Origin of the sequence: Serratia sp. J2 (assembly GCF_046269175.1) — a bacterium.
GTDB lineage: Bacteria > Pseudomonadota > Gammaproteobacteria > Enterobacterales > Enterobacteriaceae > Chania > Chania fonticola_C.
Map to the genome: position 1 here is coordinate 39,850 of NZ_JBKABN010000012.1, position 19,660 is coordinate 59,509.

Here is a 19,660-nt window from a genome sequence, read left to right on the forward strand (position 1 = left end):
TGTGTAACAATTTATGTATTTTAGGGAACTTTGTGATGTAGGTCAATAATCAAAAATGCGAAAGGCCAGCTAAGCTGGCCTTTATTATGTAAAAAAAATGTTTAAATTATGCTGGGTTTTATGACTTAGAAGCTGGCGTTACGTGGCGTTCTTGGGAACGGGATCACGTCACGGACGTTCTGCACCCCGGTGACATAGGCGATTAAACGCTCAAAACCTAAGCCAAAACCGGAATGTGGCACGGTGCCATAGCGGCGCAGGTCACGATACCACCAATAATCTTCTTTATTGAGGCCCATCTCTGCCAGACGCTGATCCAGCACATCCAGACGCTCCTCGCGCTGTGAACCACCGATGATTTCACCAATGCCCGGTGCCAGCACGTCCATCGCCGCGACGGTTTTGCCATCTTCGTTCATGCGCATATAGAAGGCTTTGATATCTTTCGGGTAGTTTTTCACCACTACCGGGGCTTTGAAGTGTTGCTCGGCCAGATAGCGTTCGTGTTCAGATGACAGATCGATACCCCATGAAACCGGGTTCTCGAAGGTCTTGCCGGAAGCGATCAGGATCTCGACCGCTTCGGTGTAGTCCACCTGGGCGAAATCAGAAGAGACAAAGCGCTTCAGGCGGTCAATAGCGTCTTTATCTACCCGCTCAGCAAAGAATTGCAGATCGTCGGCACGTTCATCCAGCACCGCCTGGAAGACATACTTCAGCATGCTTTCGGCCAGCCCGGCAACGTCGTCCAGGGTAGCAAAGGCGACTTCCGGCTCAATCATCCAGAATTCCGCCAGGTGACGGCTGGTGTTCGAGTTTTCGGCACGGAAGGTGGGGCCAAAGGTATAAATTTTTGACAGTGCACAGGCGTAGGTTTCGCCGTTCAACTGGCCGGATACGGTCAGGAAGGCTTCTTTACCGAAGAAATCCTGGCTGAAATCGACCGCACCTTTATCGGTGCGCGGCAGGTTTTCCATATCCAGCGTGGAGACGCGGAACATTTCACCGGCACCTTCGGTGTCAGAGGCGGTGATCAACGGGGTAGAAACCCAGAAATAACCGTTCTCGTGGAAGTAGCGGTGGATAGCCTGTGCCAACGTGTGGCGAACGCGGGCAACCGCGCCAATCAGGTTGGTACGTGGGCGCAGGTGGGCAACTTCACGCAGGTATTCGATGCTGTGGCGTTTGGCCGCCATTGGATAGGTGTCTGGATCGTCAACCCAACCAACCACCTTGATGGCCGTGGCTTGCAGTTCGAAACTCTGGCCTTCACCCGGCGATGGCACTACGGTACCGGTCACTTCAACGGAACAGCCGGTGGTCAGGTGTAACACTTCGTCCTGATAATTCGGCAGAGAATCATTAACGACGGCCTGTAACGGATTAAAGCAGGAGCCGTCATAAACGGCGAGGAAGGAGATACCAGCTTTAGAATCTCTCCGGGTACGTACCCAACCGCGCACGGTGACTTCACTGTCAACCGCAGCACGACCTTGCAGTACGTCGACTACAGGCACTACGCTCATAGATTTCTCTCTTATAAGTTTTTCAGAAATAGGCTAACAACCCAAGAATTTGGGGATGTTGCTATGTTACTTGCCGCGTTGCAGAGCACAAGCAGAAATCATCAGAATGGGACAACATTTATTGCAGTGGGATAAAAAACAGGAGGTATATAAAGGAAGAGAGGGATCGCTGGTGAGAAATGCCACACGGCTTGTATCACCGGTTGGCTCCTGTTCCTTAATGCACCTCCGTACAGTTCCCTCTCCCAGTGGGAGAGGGTTGGAGAGAGGGGGCACCTTAACTGGCTTTCTTCACCAGTGGCAGATCGAAGGCTTTGCGCAGTGCTTTGACAAACGCAGGGTCCTGGCAGATGGTTTTGCCTGGGCTATCGGACAGTTTAGCCACCGGCTTGCCTTTACACTCGACCAGCTTGATCACGATATTCAATGGCTTGACGCCGGGGATATTGCAGGTCAGACGCGTGCCGATACCGAACGCCAGGTTGATACGCCGATCAAAGTGGCGATACAGCGCCAACGCCTTATCCAGATCCAGATTGTCTGAAAACACCAGCGTCTTGCTCATGGGATCGATACCCAATTGCTGGTAATGGGCAATGGCTTTTTCACCCCATTCGATCGGATCGCCAGAGTCGTGGCGCAACCCTTGATAACGCTGGGCAAACTGCTTGCCGAAATCACGCAGGAACGCATCCATGGTGATACAGTCGGTAAGTGCTATGCCGAGCTGATCGGGATATTCATCCAGCCAGGCCTGCAAGGCGGCACGCTGGCTGTTGGCCAGCACCGGGCTAATCTGTTGATGAGCCTGGAACCATTCATGGGCTTGCGTGCCAACCGGTATCAGATCCAGTCGATGCGCCAAATCGTAGTTACTGGTGCCAACCAGATAGGGGAATTCGTTTTTCAACGTGCTGACAATGGCCTGTTGCACATCGCGGGAGAAGCGACGACGGCTGCCAAAGTCCATCAGCTTGAAGCGTGAGATATCAATATCTCCGCTCAGTTGCTTGAACTGTGCCAGGTTCTGGCGCAACTGGCTGATTGCCATCTCTGGCGTGGCCTGTGGAGAGCGCTGGCGGTGCACGACTTCGCTGATCACTGCCAATAACGGCACTTCCCACATAATCACTTCGCGCCAGGGACCAGCGATGCGGATATGCAATTTGCCGTCGTGATTGCTAATGCTGACCTGTTGCGGATCGTAGCGAAACTCCCGAAGCCAGCTCAGGTAATCCTGATGGAAGAAAGGCAGGCTGGAGAGATAGCGGTGTTCGGCTTCGGTTAGCGCCAACTCGCTCATCATGGCAACCTGCGCGCGGATCTCGTCGGCATATTCGCCTAGCAGTTCGTCGCCACGGCAACGAAACTCCGCCGCAACGGTAATTGCGGGGTAGCGATGGAACACTGCTTGCTGCATATGAAGCTTGTAGGCGTCAGTATCAAGCAGTGAAGTCAAAATCGGGGAAGCGTATAGAGTCATATCGCGTTACAGCATCCTCGTCAGGCGCGTGTCCAAATCCGGATAATCAAAAAAGTGGGGGGAGTATACCCGGATTATCCTGTTATTGAAGCCTCATCACACCACAAATGGCCTGAACGGGTCGAGGATAAAACGTGCCTTTATTTTACCGGGGGCGCAACCTCAGACAGAAAAAGCCATTTAATCCAATAAACTGAATGGCTTAGTTGATTTACTCATAAAAATTATGAGGTTAATTATTTTAAACACCGATTCAGATAAAACCGGTTGGCGTATAAATACTGACCCGATTGCGCCCGCTCTTCTTACAAAAATAGAGCGCTTCGTCGGCCTGCTTGATGGCTGGATGCAGTTCTGCCAGGTTGCCTACGGCAGCGATGCCACAGCTGATGGTAAAGCGCACCCGTTTTCCGTTGACCAACTCCAGGCACATCTGTTGGGTTTGCTCACGCAGGGCTTCCATCATGCTGCGGGCATTTTCCAGGGAACAGTGACCGAGCAGCAGGGCAAACTCCTCACCGCCATAGCGGCAAAAGATATCGCTGGAACGGAAGGTGTTACTTAACGACTGGGCGAACATCACCAGCACTCGGTCGCCGACATCGTGGCCATAGGTATCGTTAAGACGCTTGAAGTTATCGATATCGATCAGACAGAACGCCAGCGGATAGCTATTCTGGGCGAGCATTTCACACTCGAGGAAAAATTTGCGGCGGTTATAAATGTTGGTCAACGGATCGAAGAATGACGAGACTTCCAGCTCTTTGATTAGCTGTTGCTTTTCGTTTTCCAGCGCGAGCTTGACCTGATTGTATTGTTTGAGCTGGGTGATGGCATCACTGATGGCGATCAGCTCTTTGCTGTAAAAAGCGTCGTTGTCATCAATATTCGTATCGCCTTGTGACAGGCGCAGAATATTTTTATGCGTTTTGGTCAGCCAGCGGGTAATGTTGGAACAGAAGATCATGGAAGGCAGCAGGATGAACAGGGCAATCAGCCCACTCAGAGAAATCATGCCGTAGATGGCCGTCTGGCTATCATACTTTTTGGCTTCGGAAGCGGCCATCTCCAGCTCAAAGCTGCGCTCATAGAGTCTTTGGGAAAGCTTGTCCATCTCCTCGATATAGCTGGCGATCAGGTTGATGTCATAGACGGTATTGTGGGTAATGGCTTGATATAGCCCGTCTGAAATGCTGCTGATCCGGTTGTTGGAGATGTTACGCAGTATCTCATCCACCAGTTCGGCAATCTGCGGATCGTTATAGGCCAGCTTTAAGAACGCCAAACGGGTACCGAGCGGGGTGAATACCCCGGTCAATTGGATAGCCTTCAGATAAGCATTCTTGCGTTCCAGGCTGCTGAGATTGACGTCGATAATCTGATCGATCAGTTCGGTCAGCGACATATTCAGCCGATTATTAAGGCGAACAGCCTCCAAAAACAGAAAAGAGTCCGCATTGATCAGCCGGGTGTCATAGGTATAGCGGTAGAAGGCTTTGGTGGTCTGGACGATATAATAGGCGCTGTTGATATTGAACAGATTGCTGTTGGCAGTGTCGACTTGTGTGACCTGGCGGGAATCGTTATCCAGTAGCCTTTCCATCCAATCGAGCATGGACAGTATGGCAATCTTTTGCCGAATGCCCAGGCGCAGGGCGAGATCGGCGTCAACATTGGATTTAACAATCGCGATTTTTTCACGCGCCTGTTTATCGGCCTGTTGCCATTGGGCTTGGGTCACGGATTTATCCGCCAGGCCTAATCTTTTTAACCGGTGTGCCAGCAGCGTAGCCTGAAAGGCCTCGGCCACTTCTTTGGTTCTGCTGATTTTATACAGATTTTCCAGACTTCGGTCATAGCTAGCCCGGGCTTTTATCAGCCCATTGGCGATAAAAACCGCAAAAGACAGCATGATGGCAAAGGTGAAGAAATAGATCAGGTATTTTACTTTCATGCCAATCCGTTTCTCCTACTGGCTCTTGGATAATTATATCATTGCTAGCGCTGGTTTTCCTCCGCAATTCGGTTGCCAACGGGGATGGAACCGCGCCTGTTAAAGCATAAAATGCTGAGTTTGACGTTAAGCGAAGCGCCAGGGTAGCTGGAGCATAGCAAACAACAGCGAATGTCTGCGTGAGTCGCGTGATTTCTTGGTGCGATTTGCTGCCATTTCTGGGTTTTTTTTATAGCTGTGATACAGTTTATTCACAATCGGGCCATTGAGATACCACGTCGTCCTGCACGGCGGTACGCTCCGAGTCCGGGATCTGTAACTCACTGAGACGTCAAAGGGTTTTTATGACACAACAGCCACAGGCGAAGTATCGCCACGATTATCGCGCCCCAGATTATACCATCACCGATATCGACCTGGATTTTGAACTGGATGCAGACACCACGCGCGTGACCGCCGTCAGCCAGATCAAACGGCAGGGTGCCGCTGGCGCCCCGTTAACGTTGAATGGCGAAGACCTGACTCTGGTGAGTATTCAAGTGGATGGGCAGCCTTGGAGCGCCTATCGTCAGCAGGAAAACCAACTGGTCATTGAACAGCTACCGGCTCAGTTTACCCTGACGATCGTCAACGACATTCATCCAGCCAAAAATAGCGCGTTGGAAGGGCTATACCTGTCTGGCGAAGCGCTGTGTACCCAATGCGAGGCCGAAGGCTTCCGCCATATCACCTTCTATCTGGATCGCCCAGACGTGCTGGCCCGTTTTACTACCCGCATCGTCGCCGATAAAGCACGTTATCCTTTCCTGCTGTCGAACGGCAATCGGGTGGCTGAAGGTGACCTGGCAGACGGCCGTCACTGGGTACAATGGCAGGATCCGTTCCCGAAACCTAGCTATCTGTTTGCGCTGGTGGCAGGGGATTTCGACGTGTTGCGTGATAGCTTCACCACCCGTTCTGGTCGTAAGGTGGCCTTGGAGCTGTTTGTCGATCGCGGCAACCTGGATCGTGCCGATTGGGCCATGACCTCGCTGAAAAATTCGATGAAGTGGGACGAAACCCGCTTTGGCCTGGAATACGATCTGGATATCTACATGATCGTCGCCGTGGATTTCTTCAACATGGGGGCGATGGAGAACAAAGGGTTAAATATCTTTAACTCGAAGTATGTGTTGGCCAAGGCCGAAACCGCCACCGACAAGGATTACCTGAATATTGAAGCGGTGATTGGCCACGAATATTTCCATAACTGGACCGGCAACCGCGTGACCTGCCGTGACTGGTTCCAACTTAGCCTGAAAGAAGGGCTGACGGTGTTCCGCGATCAGGAGTTCAGCTCCGACCTGGGCTCCCGTTCGGTCAACCGCATCGATAACGTACGGGTGATGCGTGGGGCGCAGTTTGCCGAAGATGCCAGCCCGATGGCGCACGCGATCCGGCCGGATAAAGTGATCGAGATGAACAACTTCTACACCTTGACGGTGTATGAGAAAGGATCCGAAGTGATCCGCATGCTGCATACGTTGCTGGGAGAACAACAGTTCCAGGCGGGGATGCAGCTCTATTTCGAACGCCACGACGGCAGTGCGGCCACCTGCGATGATTTTGTACAGGCAATGGAAGACGCTTCCAACGTCGATCTGTCGCTGTTCCGCCGCTGGTACAGCCAGTCCGGCACGCCGCTGCTGACGGTGCGTGATGACTATAGCGCCGAGGATCAGCAATACCGCTTGCACGTCAGCCAGAAAACCGCGCCGACGGCCGATCAGCCAGAAAAACTGCCGTTGCATATCCCGCTGGATATTGAGCTTTACGACAGCGAAGGCAACGTCATTGCCTTGCAGAAAGACGGTTCACCGGTCAATAACGTGTTGAACGTCACCGCCGCCGAACAGACTTTTGTGTTTGATGGCGTCGCGCATAAGCCGGTTCCTTCGCTGCTGCGTGAGTTCTCGGCACCGGTCAAGCTGGATTATCCGTACAGCGATCAGCAACTGACCTTCCTGATGCAGCATGCACGCAATGAGTTTTCTCGCTGGGATGCCGCGCAGAGCCTGCTGGCCATCTACATCAAGCTGAACGTGGCCAAATATCAGCAGAAGCAGCCATTGTCGCTGCCGCTGCACGTGGCAGATGCCTTCCGGGCGGTGCTGCTGGATGAGAAGCTGGATCCGGCCCTGGCCGCGCAGATCCTCACGCTGCCATCGGAAAACGAAATTGCCGAGCTGTTCGCCATTATCGATCCACAAGCCATTTCGGCGGTGCATGAGGCGATCACCCGTTGCCTGGCTAAAGAACTGGCCGATGAGTGGCTGGCGGTGTATCACGCTAATAAAACCGAAGGGTACCGGGTTGAGCACGGCGATATTGCCAAGCGTTCGCTGCGTAATATTTGCCTGCATTATCTGGCCTTCGGCGATGCAGAGCAGGCCGACAGGCTGGTGGTGCAACAGTTCCAGCAGGCCGACAACATGACCGATTCGCTGGCGGCATTGGCCGCGGCGATGGGGGCACAACTGCCTTGCCGTGATGCCTTGATGGCCGAGTTTGATGAGCGCTGGCATCACGATGGTCTGGTGATGGACAAGTGGTTCATCCTCCAGGCCACCAGCCCGGCGGCAGACGTACTCGGTAAGGTGCGTGCGCTGCTGCAACACCGTTCATTCAGCCTGAGTAATCCAAACCGCACCCGCTCGCTGATTGGTGGATTCGCCTCGGCTAACCCGGCGGCGTTCCATGCAGCAGACGGCAGCGGTTATCAGTTCCTGGTGGAGATCCTCAGCGATCTGAACAAGCGTAACCCACAGGTTGCCGCGCGGCTGATTGAACCTCTGATCCGCCTGAAGCGCTATGATGCCTCTCGTCAGGCGTTGATGCGTCAGGCGCTGGAGCAGTTAAAAGGGCTGGAGAACCTGTCTGGCGATCTGTTTGAGAAGATCACCAAGGCGCTAGACGCGTAAAAAGCAAGGGGACGGCATTTGCCGTCCCCTGATTAATTCGCCACCCGGCGGGAGTTCTCGACAGCTTGCGGTGGTGCCAGCACTCTTGCCAATACCTCTGCTTCCAGCTCCGCCAGTTTTGCCGAGCCTTTACGACGTGGCCGTGGTAAATCGATGGTCAAATCCAGCCCGATACGTCCTTCTTCGATTAACAGCACCCGATCGGCCAGCGCGATCGCCTCACTAACGTCATGCGTGACCAGCAATACGGTGAAACCATGCTGTTGCCAAAGCGTTTCGATCAGCCCCTGCATTTCAATACGGGTTAACGCGTCCAGTGCCCCCAACGGTTCATCCAACAGCAATAGCCGTGGGCGATGGATCAACGCACGGGCCAGGGCGACACGCTGTTTCTGCCCGCCAGACAGCGCGGCTGGCCATTCATTGGCACGATCGGCCAGCCCAACGGTGGTTAACGCCTGCAATGCAGCATCACGCCAGTTGCCGCGCAGGCCAAGCCCCACGTTATCGATCACCTTTTTCCACGGCAGCAGGCGAGCATCCTGAAACATCAGACGGGTATCGTCTTTGGCGTGGCTGAGCGGGGCATTCCCATTCAACAGTGTCCCGCTGTTGGCCGTTTCCAGCCCTGCGAGCAGGCGTAATAAGGTGCTTTTACCACAGCCGCTGCGGCCAACCACGGCCACAAACTGGCCTGCGGTGATGCGGAGTTGCAGATCGTCCAGCACGGTGCGATTGCCATAACGCTTGGTGATGGCTTCCAGGGTAATGGGGGTGCCTTGCGGGATGCGAGTCGGTGCCGTCATTATGCTTCTCCTGATTTCAGTTGATAGGCCGGATGCCAGCGTAACCAGACACGTTCGAGCAATTGTGCGCAGGCATCGGCCAGTTTGCCGAGCAGGGCATATAGAATGATGGCGACCACCACCACGTCGGTCTGTAGGAATTCACGGGCATTCATCGCCAGATAACCGATGCCCGAGTTGGCGGAGATGGTTTCGGCGACGATTAGCGTCAGCCACATAAACCCGAGGGCGAAACGCACGCCGACCATGATCGAAGGCAGCGTGCCGGGTAGCACCACCTGCGTGAACAGGCTAAAGCCGCTCAGGCCGTAGCTGCGTGCCATTTCCAGCAGGCCACGATCGATATTCTTGATGCCGTGATAGGTATTCAGATAGATCGGGAATAGCGTACCCAGCGCCACCAGGAAGATTTTGGCGGACTCGTCGATGCCGAACCATAAGATCACCAGCGGGATCAGCGCCAGATGCGGCACGTTACGGATCATCTGTACCGAGCTGTCGAGCAGACGTTCTCCCCAGCGGGACAGGCCAGTAATGAATCCCAGCACCAGGCCAATGCTGCCACCGATACTGAAGCCAATCAGCGCGCGCCAACTGCTGATGGTCAGGTGTTGCCACAGCTCGCCACTCTGGGTTAAAGCCCAAAAGGCAGCCACTACGGCGCTCGGCGCGGGTAAGATACGGTTAGATAACCAGCCAGCCTCAACGGAGATCTGCCAGCCAATCACCAGCGCGACCGGCAAAGCCCAGGGGGCTAGCCGATGCAGAATTTGTTGTGCACCGATCGCCATCACTGTTCTCCTCAGCTTTGTGACACTTTTTGTGGGACATAGATATTGGCGACCACTTCACCCTGCGGTTTGATCGCACGCAGTTGGGTCGGTTGTTCGCTGGCCGCCAGATCGAGATGCGGGAACAGCAGTTCACCTACGCGATAGGCCTCTTCCAGATGCGGGTAACCGGAAAGAATAAAGGTATCGATACCCAGATCGGCATATTCCTGAATGCGTTCCGCCACCGTTGGGCCATCTCCCACCAAAGCCGTGCCAGCACCGCCACGCACCAATCCGACACCGGCCCACAGGTTAGGGCTGATTTCCAGATTGTCTTTCTTGCCGCCATGTAAGGCCGCCATTCGCTGTTGGCCAACGGAGTCGAAGCGGGCAAAGGCTTTCTGTGCATCCGCAATGGTTTGATCATCCAGATTGGCGATCAAACGATCGGCCGCTTGCCAGGCTTCTGCGGTGGTTTCGCGCACGATGACGTGCAAACGGATACCGAAGCGGACTTTACGCCCCAGGGCTGCCGCTTTGGCTCGTACTTCCTCTATTTTTTCTTTTACCTGGGCAGGGGGTTCTCCCCAGGTCAGATACAGTTCGACCTGCTCGGCTGCCAGATCCTGTGCCGCCTCTGAAGAACCGCCAAAATACAGCGGTGGGCGAGGTTGCTGCACCGGGGGAAACAACAGCTTGGCGCCTTTCACCTGAATATGCTTACCGGCGAAATCGACGGTTTCACCTTCCAGCACTTTGCGCCACACATGGGTAAATTCGGCGGAGGCCTCATAGCGTTCGGTGTGGTTAAGGTGCAAACCTTCCGCTGCCAGCTCTTCCGGATCGCCACCGGTCACCAGATTGAAGAGGGCGCGGCCATTGGAAAGGCGATCCAGCGTGGCGGCCTGCCTGGCTGCCAACGTCGGGGAGATGATGCCAGGGCGAAGGGCCACCAGGAATTTCAGCCGTTGCGTGACAGGAATTAATGACGCGGCAACCAGCCAAGAGTCTTCGCAAGAGCGCCCCGTTGGGATCAGCACGCCGCCGAAACCGAGCCGGTCAGCAGCCTGGGCGATCTGCTGAAGATAACCGTAATCGACCGCACGTGCCCCTTCCGAACTTCCCAGATAGTGGCCATCTCCGTGAGTCGGTAAAAACCAGAATACGTTAATGCTCATAGGGTTCTCTCCTGATTATTGTGCGGCTGGATGCCAGACGCGTTGAGAAATATCGACCTGCACCGGAACCAACCGGTTGGCGAAAAAGAGATCGGCGGTTTTTTGCTGGGCAGCAATGGTGGCGTCCCCTAAGGGTTTGATGGCCGTTGGCGGGCGATGATCCAGATAGCTGGCAATCACCGCTTCCGGTAAGCCCATCGCCTTGGCCAGCAGGGTAATGCTCTGCGCCCGATCGCTATGCGTCAGCGCATCTGCCTGGGTCAGTACCGCCAGCACCTGCTTGATGAAAGGGCCGTTGGCTTCGGTATAAGGGCGAGCGGCCAGGTAGAAAGAGCCGGTCTGGTTCAATTCGCTGCCATCGGTCAATACCCGCACACCGCCTTGCAGCAGCGCGGCAGAATAGTAGGGATCCCAGATCACCCAGGCATCGACATTGCCCTGTTGGAAGGCTGCTCTGGCATCAGCGGGCGTCAGATAAACCGGTTGGATATCGGTAAACTTCAGGCCATCCCTTTGCAGTGCCCGCAGCAGCAAGTTGTGTGAGCTGGAGCCTTTCTGGAAGGCTACTTTGTGGCCTTTCAACTCGGCGACGCTGTGGATCGGGCTATTTTCCGGCACCAGGATCACTTCCGCCTTGGGTTTTGGCGGCTCTACGCCGACGTACAGCAGGTCGGCCCCGGCAGCTTGGGCAAAGATTGGCGGGATATCGCCGGTGCTGCCCAGATCGATGCTGCCGACGTTCAGCGCCTCGAGCATCTGTGGGCCCGCCGGGAATTCGATCCAACTGATGTTGGTCGTGGGGAAGCGTTGTTCCAGCAATTGATGGGTTTTGGCCAACACCAGACTCACCGAGCCTTTTTGGTAGCCGATACGAAACTGAGCAGGCGCGTTATCTTGTGCGACGACGGTATTGGTCAGCGCCAGCGCCATGATGGTGGCCAGCGCACCGGTGCTAAGCCAACGGCGGAAAGAGAGTGGCATGATGATTTCCTTAGGCGGTTAGGCAGTTTGCCGGGTTAACAGAGAGGCGGCGGTGTTTAGCGCCGGCGGTTTACGGCGGCTGAGCGCCAGATAAAAACTGTCCAACGCTTCGTTCAGACGCGCGGCCACCCCATCGGATAGCTGGGCCTGTTCACCGTTAAGCACTATCTGGCCGTCATCGGCAAACACGCCGTGCAGCACTTCCTGGGCTTTCAGCGCCGTTAGCACCGGTTTCAACGCATAGTCCACCGCCAGCATGTGGCCGATGGAGCCGCCGGTGGCCAGCGGTAGAACCACTTTGTGTTCCAGCGCTCGTTCAGGAAGCAGGTCGAGTAAGGTTTTCAGCGCGCCAGAAAACGATGCCTTATAAACCGGCGTGGCGATCAAGAGGCCATCCGCAGCGGCCAGTTGCGCGGCAAAGGCTTTAATATCAGGGCTGTTAAAATTGGCGCGCAGCAGGTCTTCAGCCTGGAAATCGTGCAGGGTATAGGGGATCACTTCTACCTGCTGCTGTTGTAGCCAGCGTTGGCACAGTTGTAACAGCGCCGCCGAGCGTGAGGGGAGCCTTGGGCTGCCAGCCAGAGAAATAACGCGCATCGCCACTCCTTATATCGAAAAGTTATCAATGTTAAATTAATGTTCGAAAAGTGTTTTAAAACTAACAGCAAAAGGGGGCGTTATTTAAATCTCTTTTTTTGATTTTGATATGCGCAAAGGGGGAAAAGCAGGGAAGTAGCTCCATACAAGGGAAACGATTGCGCTAAACGCGCTTTTTTTGCCTTTAATCAATTCCAATTGGCGAGGGGATACCGGATAATACGCCCCCGGTCGACAGGCCTATCCTGCTGACTTGAGGTTGTCGCTAAATAACCGCAACACCTGTATCCCCATCAGGCACAGCGATTTACTTGCGACCTCAAGTCAGCAGGATATCACCGGGAAATCAGGAGAGTACATGTACTACCCCATCGTCAGGAAAGCCTTGTTCCAGCTCGATCCCGAGCGCGCACACGAATTGACCTTCAGTCAACTGCGCCGTATTACCGGCACCCCACTAGAGTTTCTTATCCGTCAGTCGGTGCCGAGCAAACCGGTGAGCTGCATGGGGCTCTCCTTTAGCAACCCATTAGGTTTGGCTGCCGGTCTGGATAAAGACGGCGAGTGCATTGATGCCTTTGGCGCGATGGGCTTTGGCTTTGTTGAGGTCGGTACCGTTACACCGCGTCCGCAAGCGGGCAATGATAAACCTCGTCTGTTCCGCCTGGTCCCGGCCGAAGGGCTGATCAACCGCATGGGGTTCAATAACCACGGCGTAGACAATCTGGTTGAAAACGTTAAAAAATCCCATTTTGGCGGCGTGCTGGGGATCAATATCGGCAAGAATAAAGACACGCCGGTCGAGCAGGGCAAAGACGATTATCTGATCTGTATGGATAAGGTTTATCCGTATGCCGGCTATATCGCGATTAATATCTCATCACCCAATACTCCGGGATTACGATCCTTACAGTATGGTGAAGCGCTGGACGATCTGCTAGCGGCGATAAAAAATAAGCAGGCCCAATTGCAGGCTCGCCATCACAAATATGTGCCGGTTGCGGTAAAGATCGCGCCGGATCTTTCAGAGGAAGAACTGATCCAAATAGCGGACAGTTTAGTGCGTCATAATATAGATGGGGTCATTGCCACCAATACCACCCTCGATCGTAAACTGGTTCAGGGATTGAAATACTGCGATCAGGCAGGGGGATTAAGTGGCCGTCCGGTACAGTTACGCAGCACCGAAGTGATCCGTCGTTTGTCACAGGAGTTGCAAGGGCGCTTACCGATTATCGGCGTTGGTGGAATTGATTCCCTGACGGCGGCACGGGAAAAAATGGAGGCCGGGGCAACTTTGGTACAAATTTATTCCGGTTTTATCTTCCACGGACCGCGTTTGATTAAAGATATCGTTACCCATATCTAATATTTTGCCTTTCATTTTCGACCGGGGGTTTATTTCTGCCCCCGGCTCGTCTATATTTTGTTCGGTAGCGGAATTATCCGATGTTTAAGCAACCTTTCTGGTGATAAAATCGCCCTTTGCGTAATACTGCGTTGGCATGTGGTGAGAAGGATAAGTAATGAAGATAAAACCTGATGACAATTGGCGTTGGTATTTTGACGCTGAGCACGATCGACTGATGCTCGATTTAGCCAATGGTATGATCTTTCGTTCACGCTTTCCGGCAAAAATGCTAACCCCGGATGCCTTCGCTGAAAGCGCATTCTGCGTCGATGATGCGGCGCTTTATTTTGATTATGAAGAACAGTGCAAACAGATAAAGCTCAGCCATGAACAACGTGCCGAGTTGGTATTAAATGCGCTGGTGGCCTTTCGTTTTCTTAAACCTCTGATGCCCAAGAGCTGGCATTTTGCTCAGCAACACTATCCGCTACGCCCTAAAAATGGCGAGTTGGCGGCGGTGAAGGTGATGGATAGCGGTGTTGATGCGCGTTTGCTGGTGGTGGAAGCCGGGGATAATGCCAGCCTGTGCTTGCTGGCACAAAATCAGCTGGCGTTGGCTGGGCGAACCATGGTGCTGGGGGATGCGATCAAAGTGATGCACGATCGCCTGAAACCCTGCATTCCGGATGAACAGTCTGCCCCGGCTTACGACAGGGCAGTGTAATAAGCGTTACGCCAACTTCACATCGCTTTTAGGAATACAGCTGCAACAGAGGATGGTGCCGTTGGCAGCCATTGCGCTTTTCTTTAGCGGTGCAACTTCGCCCTCCACCAACGTTATCTTGCAACTGCCGCACAGGCCAGCCCGGCAGGAGTAAGGGATGCGAATGCCTTGCTGCTCCAACTGCTCTAACAAGATCTGCTGGTTATTACCGGCAAACACCTTTCCTTGATATTCAATGCTCACGCTGGTGGTGCTGTCCTGCGGTGCTTGCAGGCTTTCGACGACCTTGCCAGCCCCATAAGGCCGCGGCGGTTTGGTTGACAACACTTCAACGCTATCGCCGACGCGGATAATACCGCTGTTACGGGCAATCATGTTTTGACCAAAGTCGACGTCGCCATTATCGGCAGTGCGGAACTGTTGCAGCGTACTCAACGGCTCGCCGCTCGGGTGTTTGCGGCCACGCTCCACGCTGACCGTAGTCAATACGCAGCGGCTGCAGGGTTTCACCAGATCGAACATCACGTCGCCGACGCGGATCACCTGCCAACCATCTTCTGCCCAGGCCGGGCTACCGGTCACCACCAGGTTCGGGCGGAACTGCTCCAGTCTGATGCTGCTTGGGCAACGTTGTTGCAGATCCTGGAACGAGGCTTCATTAATCAGCAGATAAGGGTAACCGTCGGCAAAGGAGAGCGGAATTTCCGGGTGCTTCTTTACCCTACGGGTTAATTCAGGCCCAAGCCAGCGCAGCTGTACCTCGCGCTGAAAATAACCGCTTAACCAACTGTTGATGGCCACCGGCGCGATCAACGCGGTGAAATGGTTGCCCCACACCTCGGTCGGCTGCGCATCGGGGGCGAAATCAATGAAGCGGATCGCCGCGCTTTCACCGTCCGGTGCGGTCAGAAACAGGCCATCGGCCAACAACGCCGGGGTAAACAGCACCATCTGCGGGTATTGGCGGGCGGTGATGAAGGTACCGTCTGGCTCGGTGATCATGAAGGAGCGATCAAAAGCCAGGCCGTGACTGGCCACCTGGGCGTGAGAAAGCTGCAAACCCCGTAGTGATTTGACCGGATGAACGTAAAGTCGGGAGAGCGTGATCACCCCTGCCTCCGTGCGATAAATGAAATAGAAGGGAGCAACTTTATGACAAGCGGTCTGGATTAGCTATAATGCGCAACAATTTTCTTTTTGGTGATAAGCACGATATGAACACTCTGTTTGCCAGCACGGCGCGTGGATTGGAAGAACTGTTAAAAAGCGAACTGGAGCGGCTTGGCGCTCACTCCTGCAAAGTGGTGCAGGGGGGAGTACATTTTCAGGGTGACGATCGTCTTCTGTACCAAAGCCTGCTCTGGAGCCGCCTGGCCTCACGTATTCTGTTGCCGCTGAATGAATTTCGCGTGCACAGCGATTTGGATCTGTACCTCGGTGTGCAGGCCATTGACTGGCCATCGATATTTGGCCTGGATAAAACCTTTGCGGTGCACTTCAGCGGCCTCAATGAAGAGATCCGCAATAGCCAATATGGCGCGTTGAAAGTCAAAGACGCCATTGTGGACAGCTTTACCCGCAAGCTCAACGATCGGCCAATGGTAGAGAAACAGCAGCCGGACATTCGCGTGAACGTTTTTCTGCAGCGCGATATGGCCAGCGTAGCGCTCGATCTGAGCGGCGAAGGTTTGCACCAGCGCGGCTATCGCGATCTGACTGGCCAGGCTCCGCTGAAGGAAAACCTGGCGGCGGCGATTGTCCAACGTTCCGGTTGGCAGCCAGGGACGCCGATGCTGGACCCGATGTGCGGCTCCGGTACGCTGTTGATCGAAGCGGCGATGATCGCCTCCGATCGTGCGCCTGGCCTGCATCGCCAACATTGGGGCTTTACCGCCTGGAACGGCCACAATGCCGAACTGTGGCGTGAAGTGATCACCGAAGCGCAGGTGCGGGCGAAACGTGGTCTGCAGGAAACCCCGTCACGCTTCTTCGGTTCGGATATCGATCGCCGCGTCATTGAAATGGCGAAGGGGAATGCCCGCCGCGCTGGCGTGGCCGAATTGATCACCTTTAACGTTAATGACGTCAGCAAACTGACCAATCCACTGCCGGAAGGCCCGGTAGGCACGGTGGTCAGCAACCCGCCATACGGTGAACGCCTCGAGAGCGAACCGGCACTGATTGCGCTGCACAATATGTTGGGGCGCATTATGAAGAGCCACTTTGGTGGCTGGCAGCTTTCGCTGTTCAGCGCCTCACCGGAATTGCTCAGTTGCCTGCAACTGCGCGCCGAGCGCCAGTTCAAAGCGAAAAATGGCCCGCTGGATTGCGTACAGAAAAACTACCAACTGGCAGAAAACCCACAGGGTGCGGGTGGCGTACAGGTGGCGGAAGACTTCGCCAACCGTCTGCGCAAGAATCTGAAGAAATTGGACAAATGGGCAAAGCAGCAGGGAATTGAGTGCTATCGCCTGTATGATGCCGATCTGCCAGACTATAACGTGGCGGTGGATCGCTATGGCAGTAAGGTGGTGGTACAGGAGTACGCGCCGCCGAAAACCATCGATGCGCAGAAAGCCCGCCAGCGCCTGTTTGACGTGATTAACGCCACGTTGGCGGTGTTAGAGCTGCCTTCGAATCAGCTGATCCTGAAAACCCGCGAACGCCAGAAGGGCAAGAATCAGTATGAGAAGCTGGCGCAGAAGGGTGAGTTCCTGCTGGTAGAAGAGTTCAATGCCAAGCTGTGGGTCAACCTGACGGATTATCTCGATACCGGGTTATTCCTCGATCACCGCATCGCTCGCCGTATGCTGGGTGAAATGAGCAAAGGTAAAGACTTCCTCAACCTGTTTGCCTACACCGGTACCGCGAGTGTACATGCCGGGTTGGGGGGCGCACGTAGCACCACCACGGTGGATATGTCGCGCACCTATCTGGAATGGGCAGAAAAGAACCTGCGGGTTAACGGCCTGACCGGTAGACAGCACCGCTTGATCCAGGCAGATTGCCTGTCCTGGCTGCACAATGCCGACGAACAGTTCGATGTGATCTTTATCGATCCGCCGACGTTCTCCAACTCCAAGCGTATGGAGAACACCTTTGACGTACAGCGCGACCATCTGGCGCTGATGAAAGATTTACAACGGATACTGCGGCGTAACGGAACCATCATGTTCTCCAACAACAAACGCGGTTTCCAGATGGATCTGGCAGGTCTGAATGCACTGGGTCTGGAGGCGAAAGAAATTACCGCCAAGACGCAGTCAGAAGACTTTGCCCGTAACCGTCAGATCCACAACTGCTGGCTGGTCACCCACGCCGGCGAAGGAAAATAATTACTATGTCGTTAATCAGCATGTCCGGTGCCTGGCTCTCTTTCAGCGATGCACCTTTGTTAGACAACACCGAAATTCATATTGAAGACAATGAACGCGTCTGCCTGGTTGGGCGCAACGGGGCCGGTAAATCGACCCTGCTGAAGATCCTCGGTAAAGAGATCCCATTGGACGATGGGCGCATCATTTACGAGCAGGATCTGATTGTGGCGCGTTTGCAGCAGGATCCCCCGCGCAATATCGGCGGCACAGTGTTCGACTTTGTGGCCGAAGGCGTGGCGGAGCAGGCGGAACATCTGAAGGCGTATCACGCCATCTCGCATCAGGTGGAGCTGGATCCGAGTGAAAAGAACCTGACGCGTATGGCACAGGTCATGGAGATCCTCGATCACCAGGGCTTATGGCAGCTAGACAGCCGTATCAGTGAAGTCCTGTTGCAACTGGGCCTGAACGGTGATGCGGAACTGTCCTCTCTTTCCGGTGGTTGGCTGCGTAAAGCGGCACTGGGCCGGGCGTTGGTCAGTTCACCGCGCGTGTTGCTGCTTGATGAACCTACCAACCACCTGGATATCACCACCATCGACTGGCTGGAAGGGTTCCTGAAAGAGTTCCAGGGCAGCATCGTCTTCATCTCGCATGACCGTTCGTTTATCCGCAATATGGCCACGCGCATTGTCGATCTCGATCGCGGCAAGCTGGTGTCATGGCCGGGTAACTACGAGCTGTACCTGGAAAGCAAAGAAGAAGCGCTGCGGGTCGAAGAGCTGCAGAACGCCGAATTTGACCGCAAACTGGCGCAGGAAGAGGTTTGGATCCGTCAGGGCATCAAGGCGCGCCGTACGCGTAATGAAGGCCGGGTGCGCGCTCTGAAGGCGTTGCGTAACGAGCGTTCACAACGTCGTGAAGTGATGGGCACCGCCAAGATGCAGGTGGAAGAGGCTGTGCGTTCGGGCAAGATTGTGTTCGAAATGGAAGACGTCAATTATCAGGTCGCCGACAAAGTGTTGGTCCGAGGCTTCAGCGCCCAAGTGCAACGCGGTGACAAAATCGCGCTGGTGGGGCCAAACGGCTGTGGTAAAACCACCTTGCTGAAATTGATGCTCGGTCAACTGAAAGCCGACAGCGGGCGAGTGCACTGCGGCACCAAGCTGGAAGTCGCTTATTTTGACCAACACCGTGCCGAACTGGATCCAGAACGTACGGTGATGGACAACCTGGCGGAAGGGAAGCAGGAAGTGATGGTCAATGGCCGTTCGCGCCATGTGCTGGGCTATTTGCAGGACTTCCTGTTCCACCCTAAACGGGCAATGACGCCGGTCAAAGCGTTGTCTGGCGGGGAGCGTAACCGCCTATTGCTGGCCAAGTTATTCCTCAAGCCTAGCAATTTGCTGATCCTCGATGAACCAACCAACGATCTTGACGTCGAAACGCTGGAACTGTTGGAAGAGATGATCGATAGCTACCAGGGCACCGTATTGCTGGTGAGCCACGATCGTCAGTTCGTTGATAACTCGGTGACCGAATGCTGGATTTTCGAAGGCAATGGCGTGATCGACACTTACGTCGGGGGCTACTACGATGCACACCATCAACGTGCCACCGCCAAGCCGATCCGCACGGTTGCCGCCAGCCAAACCAAGGCTGTGATGGAGAAAAAAACCGAGCAGCCCAAGAAATCAGCGGCCAAACTGAGTTATAACCTGCTGCGTGAACTGGAGCAGTTGCCACAACGCCTTGAACAGTTGGAAAAGGATATTGAAGCCTTGCAGGCGCAGGTGAGCGACGCAGGATTCTTCTCGCGCCCGCACAGCGAAACCCAGCAGGTGCTGGCCGATCTTGCCACTGCTGAGCAGGCACTGGAACAAGCCTTTGCCCGTTGGGAAGAGCTGGAAGCAATGAAAAACGGCTGATTGGAAACAGGGTTGCCCGCACGCTGCTGCTGTGGGCAACCCAGGCTGTACCGATGAGCGACACGGTTAAGGAGGATAATGG

At 54.6% G+C, this 19,660-nt stretch carries 14 protein-coding genes; 5 read left to right on the forward strand and 9 right to left on the reverse strand.

Features of this window, described 5'->3' with window-relative positions; translation table 11 throughout:
- Positions 1–125: 125 nt before the first annotated feature.
- From asnS to ACKWMY_RS13965, 3 genes are all read right to left on the reverse strand, one after another.
- The gene (gene asnS / locus ACKWMY_RS13955) at positions 126–1,526 is read right to left on the reverse strand and encodes an asparagine--tRNA ligase (RefSeq protein WP_024530376.1); all 1,401 of its coding nucleotides are present in this window, start codon (positions 1,524–1,526) and stop codon (positions 126–128) included.
- Between the two features lie 277 nt (positions 1,527–1,803).
- A complete protein-coding gene (pncB, locus tag ACKWMY_RS13960; RefSeq protein ID WP_074028980.1) occupies positions 1,804–3,009 on the reverse strand; it encodes a nicotinate phosphoribosyltransferase in 1,206 nt (401 codons plus the stop codon).
- A 253-nt stretch (positions 3,010–3,262) separates the two neighbouring features.
- Entirely contained in the window at positions 3,263–4,963 is a 1,701-nt protein-coding gene (locus ACKWMY_RS13965) for a GGDEF domain-containing protein (protein WP_074028982.1), read from the reverse strand.
- Between the two features lie 344 nt (positions 4,964–5,307).
- Here ACKWMY_RS13965 and pepN point away from each other — a divergent pair, with 344 nt between their 5' ends.
- Positions 5,308–7,923 carry an aminopeptidase N gene (pepN, locus tag ACKWMY_RS13970; protein WP_024530378.1) on the forward strand — a complete coding sequence of 872 codons (2,616 nt, stop codon included), beginning with the start codon at positions 5,308–5,310 and terminating at the stop codon, positions 7,921–7,923.
- A 32-nt stretch (positions 7,924–7,955) separates the two neighbouring features.
- Here the strand turns inward: pepN and ssuB are convergent, their stop codons facing one another.
- From ssuB to ssuE, 5 genes are read right to left on the reverse strand one after another with little or no spacing between them, the layout of a single operon-like run.
- Positions 7,956–8,729, reverse strand: a complete 774-nt coding sequence (ssuB, locus tag ACKWMY_RS13975) for an aliphatic sulfonates ABC transporter ATP-binding protein (protein ID WP_409486462.1) — start codon at positions 8,727–8,729, stop codon at positions 7,956–7,958.
- Positions 8,729–9,520, reverse strand: coding sequence for an aliphatic sulfonate ABC transporter permease SsuC (gene ssuC, locus ACKWMY_RS13980; RefSeq protein WP_409486463.1), 792 nt, complete (start codon positions 9,518–9,520; stop codon positions 8,729–8,731). Before ssuC ends, ssuB begins: the two co-directional genes overlap by 1 nt.
- A gap of 11 nt (positions 9,521–9,531) precedes the next feature.
- Positions 9,532–10,680 (reverse strand): FMNH2-dependent alkanesulfonate monooxygenase, encoded by a 1,149-nt coding sequence (gene ssuD, locus ACKWMY_RS13985; RefSeq protein WP_211134844.1) that lies wholly within the window; start codon positions 10,678–10,680, stop codon positions 9,532–9,534.
- Positions 10,681–10,695: 15 nt separating this feature from the next.
- The gene (locus ACKWMY_RS13990) at positions 10,696–11,661 is read right to left on the reverse strand and encodes a sulfonate ABC transporter substrate-binding protein (RefSeq protein WP_409486464.1); all 966 of its coding nucleotides are present in this window, start codon (positions 11,659–11,661) and stop codon (positions 10,696–10,698) included.
- An 18-nt stretch (positions 11,662–11,679) separates the two neighbouring features.
- Positions 11,680–12,258 carry an NADPH-dependent FMN reductase gene (gene ssuE, locus ACKWMY_RS13995; protein WP_211134842.1) on the reverse strand — a complete coding sequence of 193 codons (579 nt, stop codon included), beginning with the start codon at positions 12,256–12,258 and terminating at the stop codon, positions 11,680–11,682.
- A 358-nt stretch (positions 12,259–12,616) separates the two neighbouring features.
- Between ssuE and pyrD the strand changes: the two genes are divergently transcribed.
- Together pyrD and ACKWMY_RS14005 are read left to right on the forward strand one after the other, a co-directional pair.
- Positions 12,617–13,627, forward strand: a complete 1,011-nt coding sequence (pyrD, locus tag ACKWMY_RS14000) for a quinone-dependent dihydroorotate dehydrogenase (protein WP_024530384.1) — start codon at positions 12,617–12,619, stop codon at positions 13,625–13,627.
- A 157-nt stretch (positions 13,628–13,784) separates the two neighbouring features.
- A complete protein-coding gene (locus tag ACKWMY_RS14005; protein WP_211134841.1) occupies positions 13,785–14,333 on the forward strand; it encodes a cell division protein ZapC in 549 nt (182 codons plus the stop codon).
- 6 nt (positions 14,334–14,339) lie between these two features.
- Here the strand turns inward: ACKWMY_RS14005 and ACKWMY_RS14010 are convergent, their stop codons facing one another.
- Complete coding sequence (locus tag ACKWMY_RS14010; protein ID WP_409486465.1) at positions 14,340–15,443, reverse strand: YcbX family protein; 1,104 nt, start codon at positions 15,441–15,443, stop codon at positions 14,340–14,342.
- A 104-nt stretch (positions 15,444–15,547) separates the two neighbouring features.
- On the opposite strand from ACKWMY_RS14010, the gene rlmKL reads away from it, so the two are divergent.
- Both rlmKL and ACKWMY_RS14020 read left to right on the forward strand, forming a co-directional pair.
- Complete coding sequence (gene rlmKL / locus ACKWMY_RS14015) at positions 15,548–17,668, forward strand: bifunctional 23S rRNA (guanine(2069)-N(7))-methyltransferase RlmK/23S rRNA (guanine(2445)-N(2))-methyltransferase RlmL (protein WP_024530387.1); 2,121 nt, start codon at positions 15,548–15,550, stop codon at positions 17,666–17,668.
- Positions 17,669–17,673: 5 nt separating this feature from the next.
- Positions 17,674–19,578, forward strand: a complete 1,905-nt coding sequence (locus ACKWMY_RS14020) for an ABC transporter ATP-binding protein (protein ID WP_309048203.1) — start codon at positions 17,674–17,676, stop codon at positions 19,576–19,578.
- Positions 19,579–19,660 lie beyond the last annotated feature (82 nt).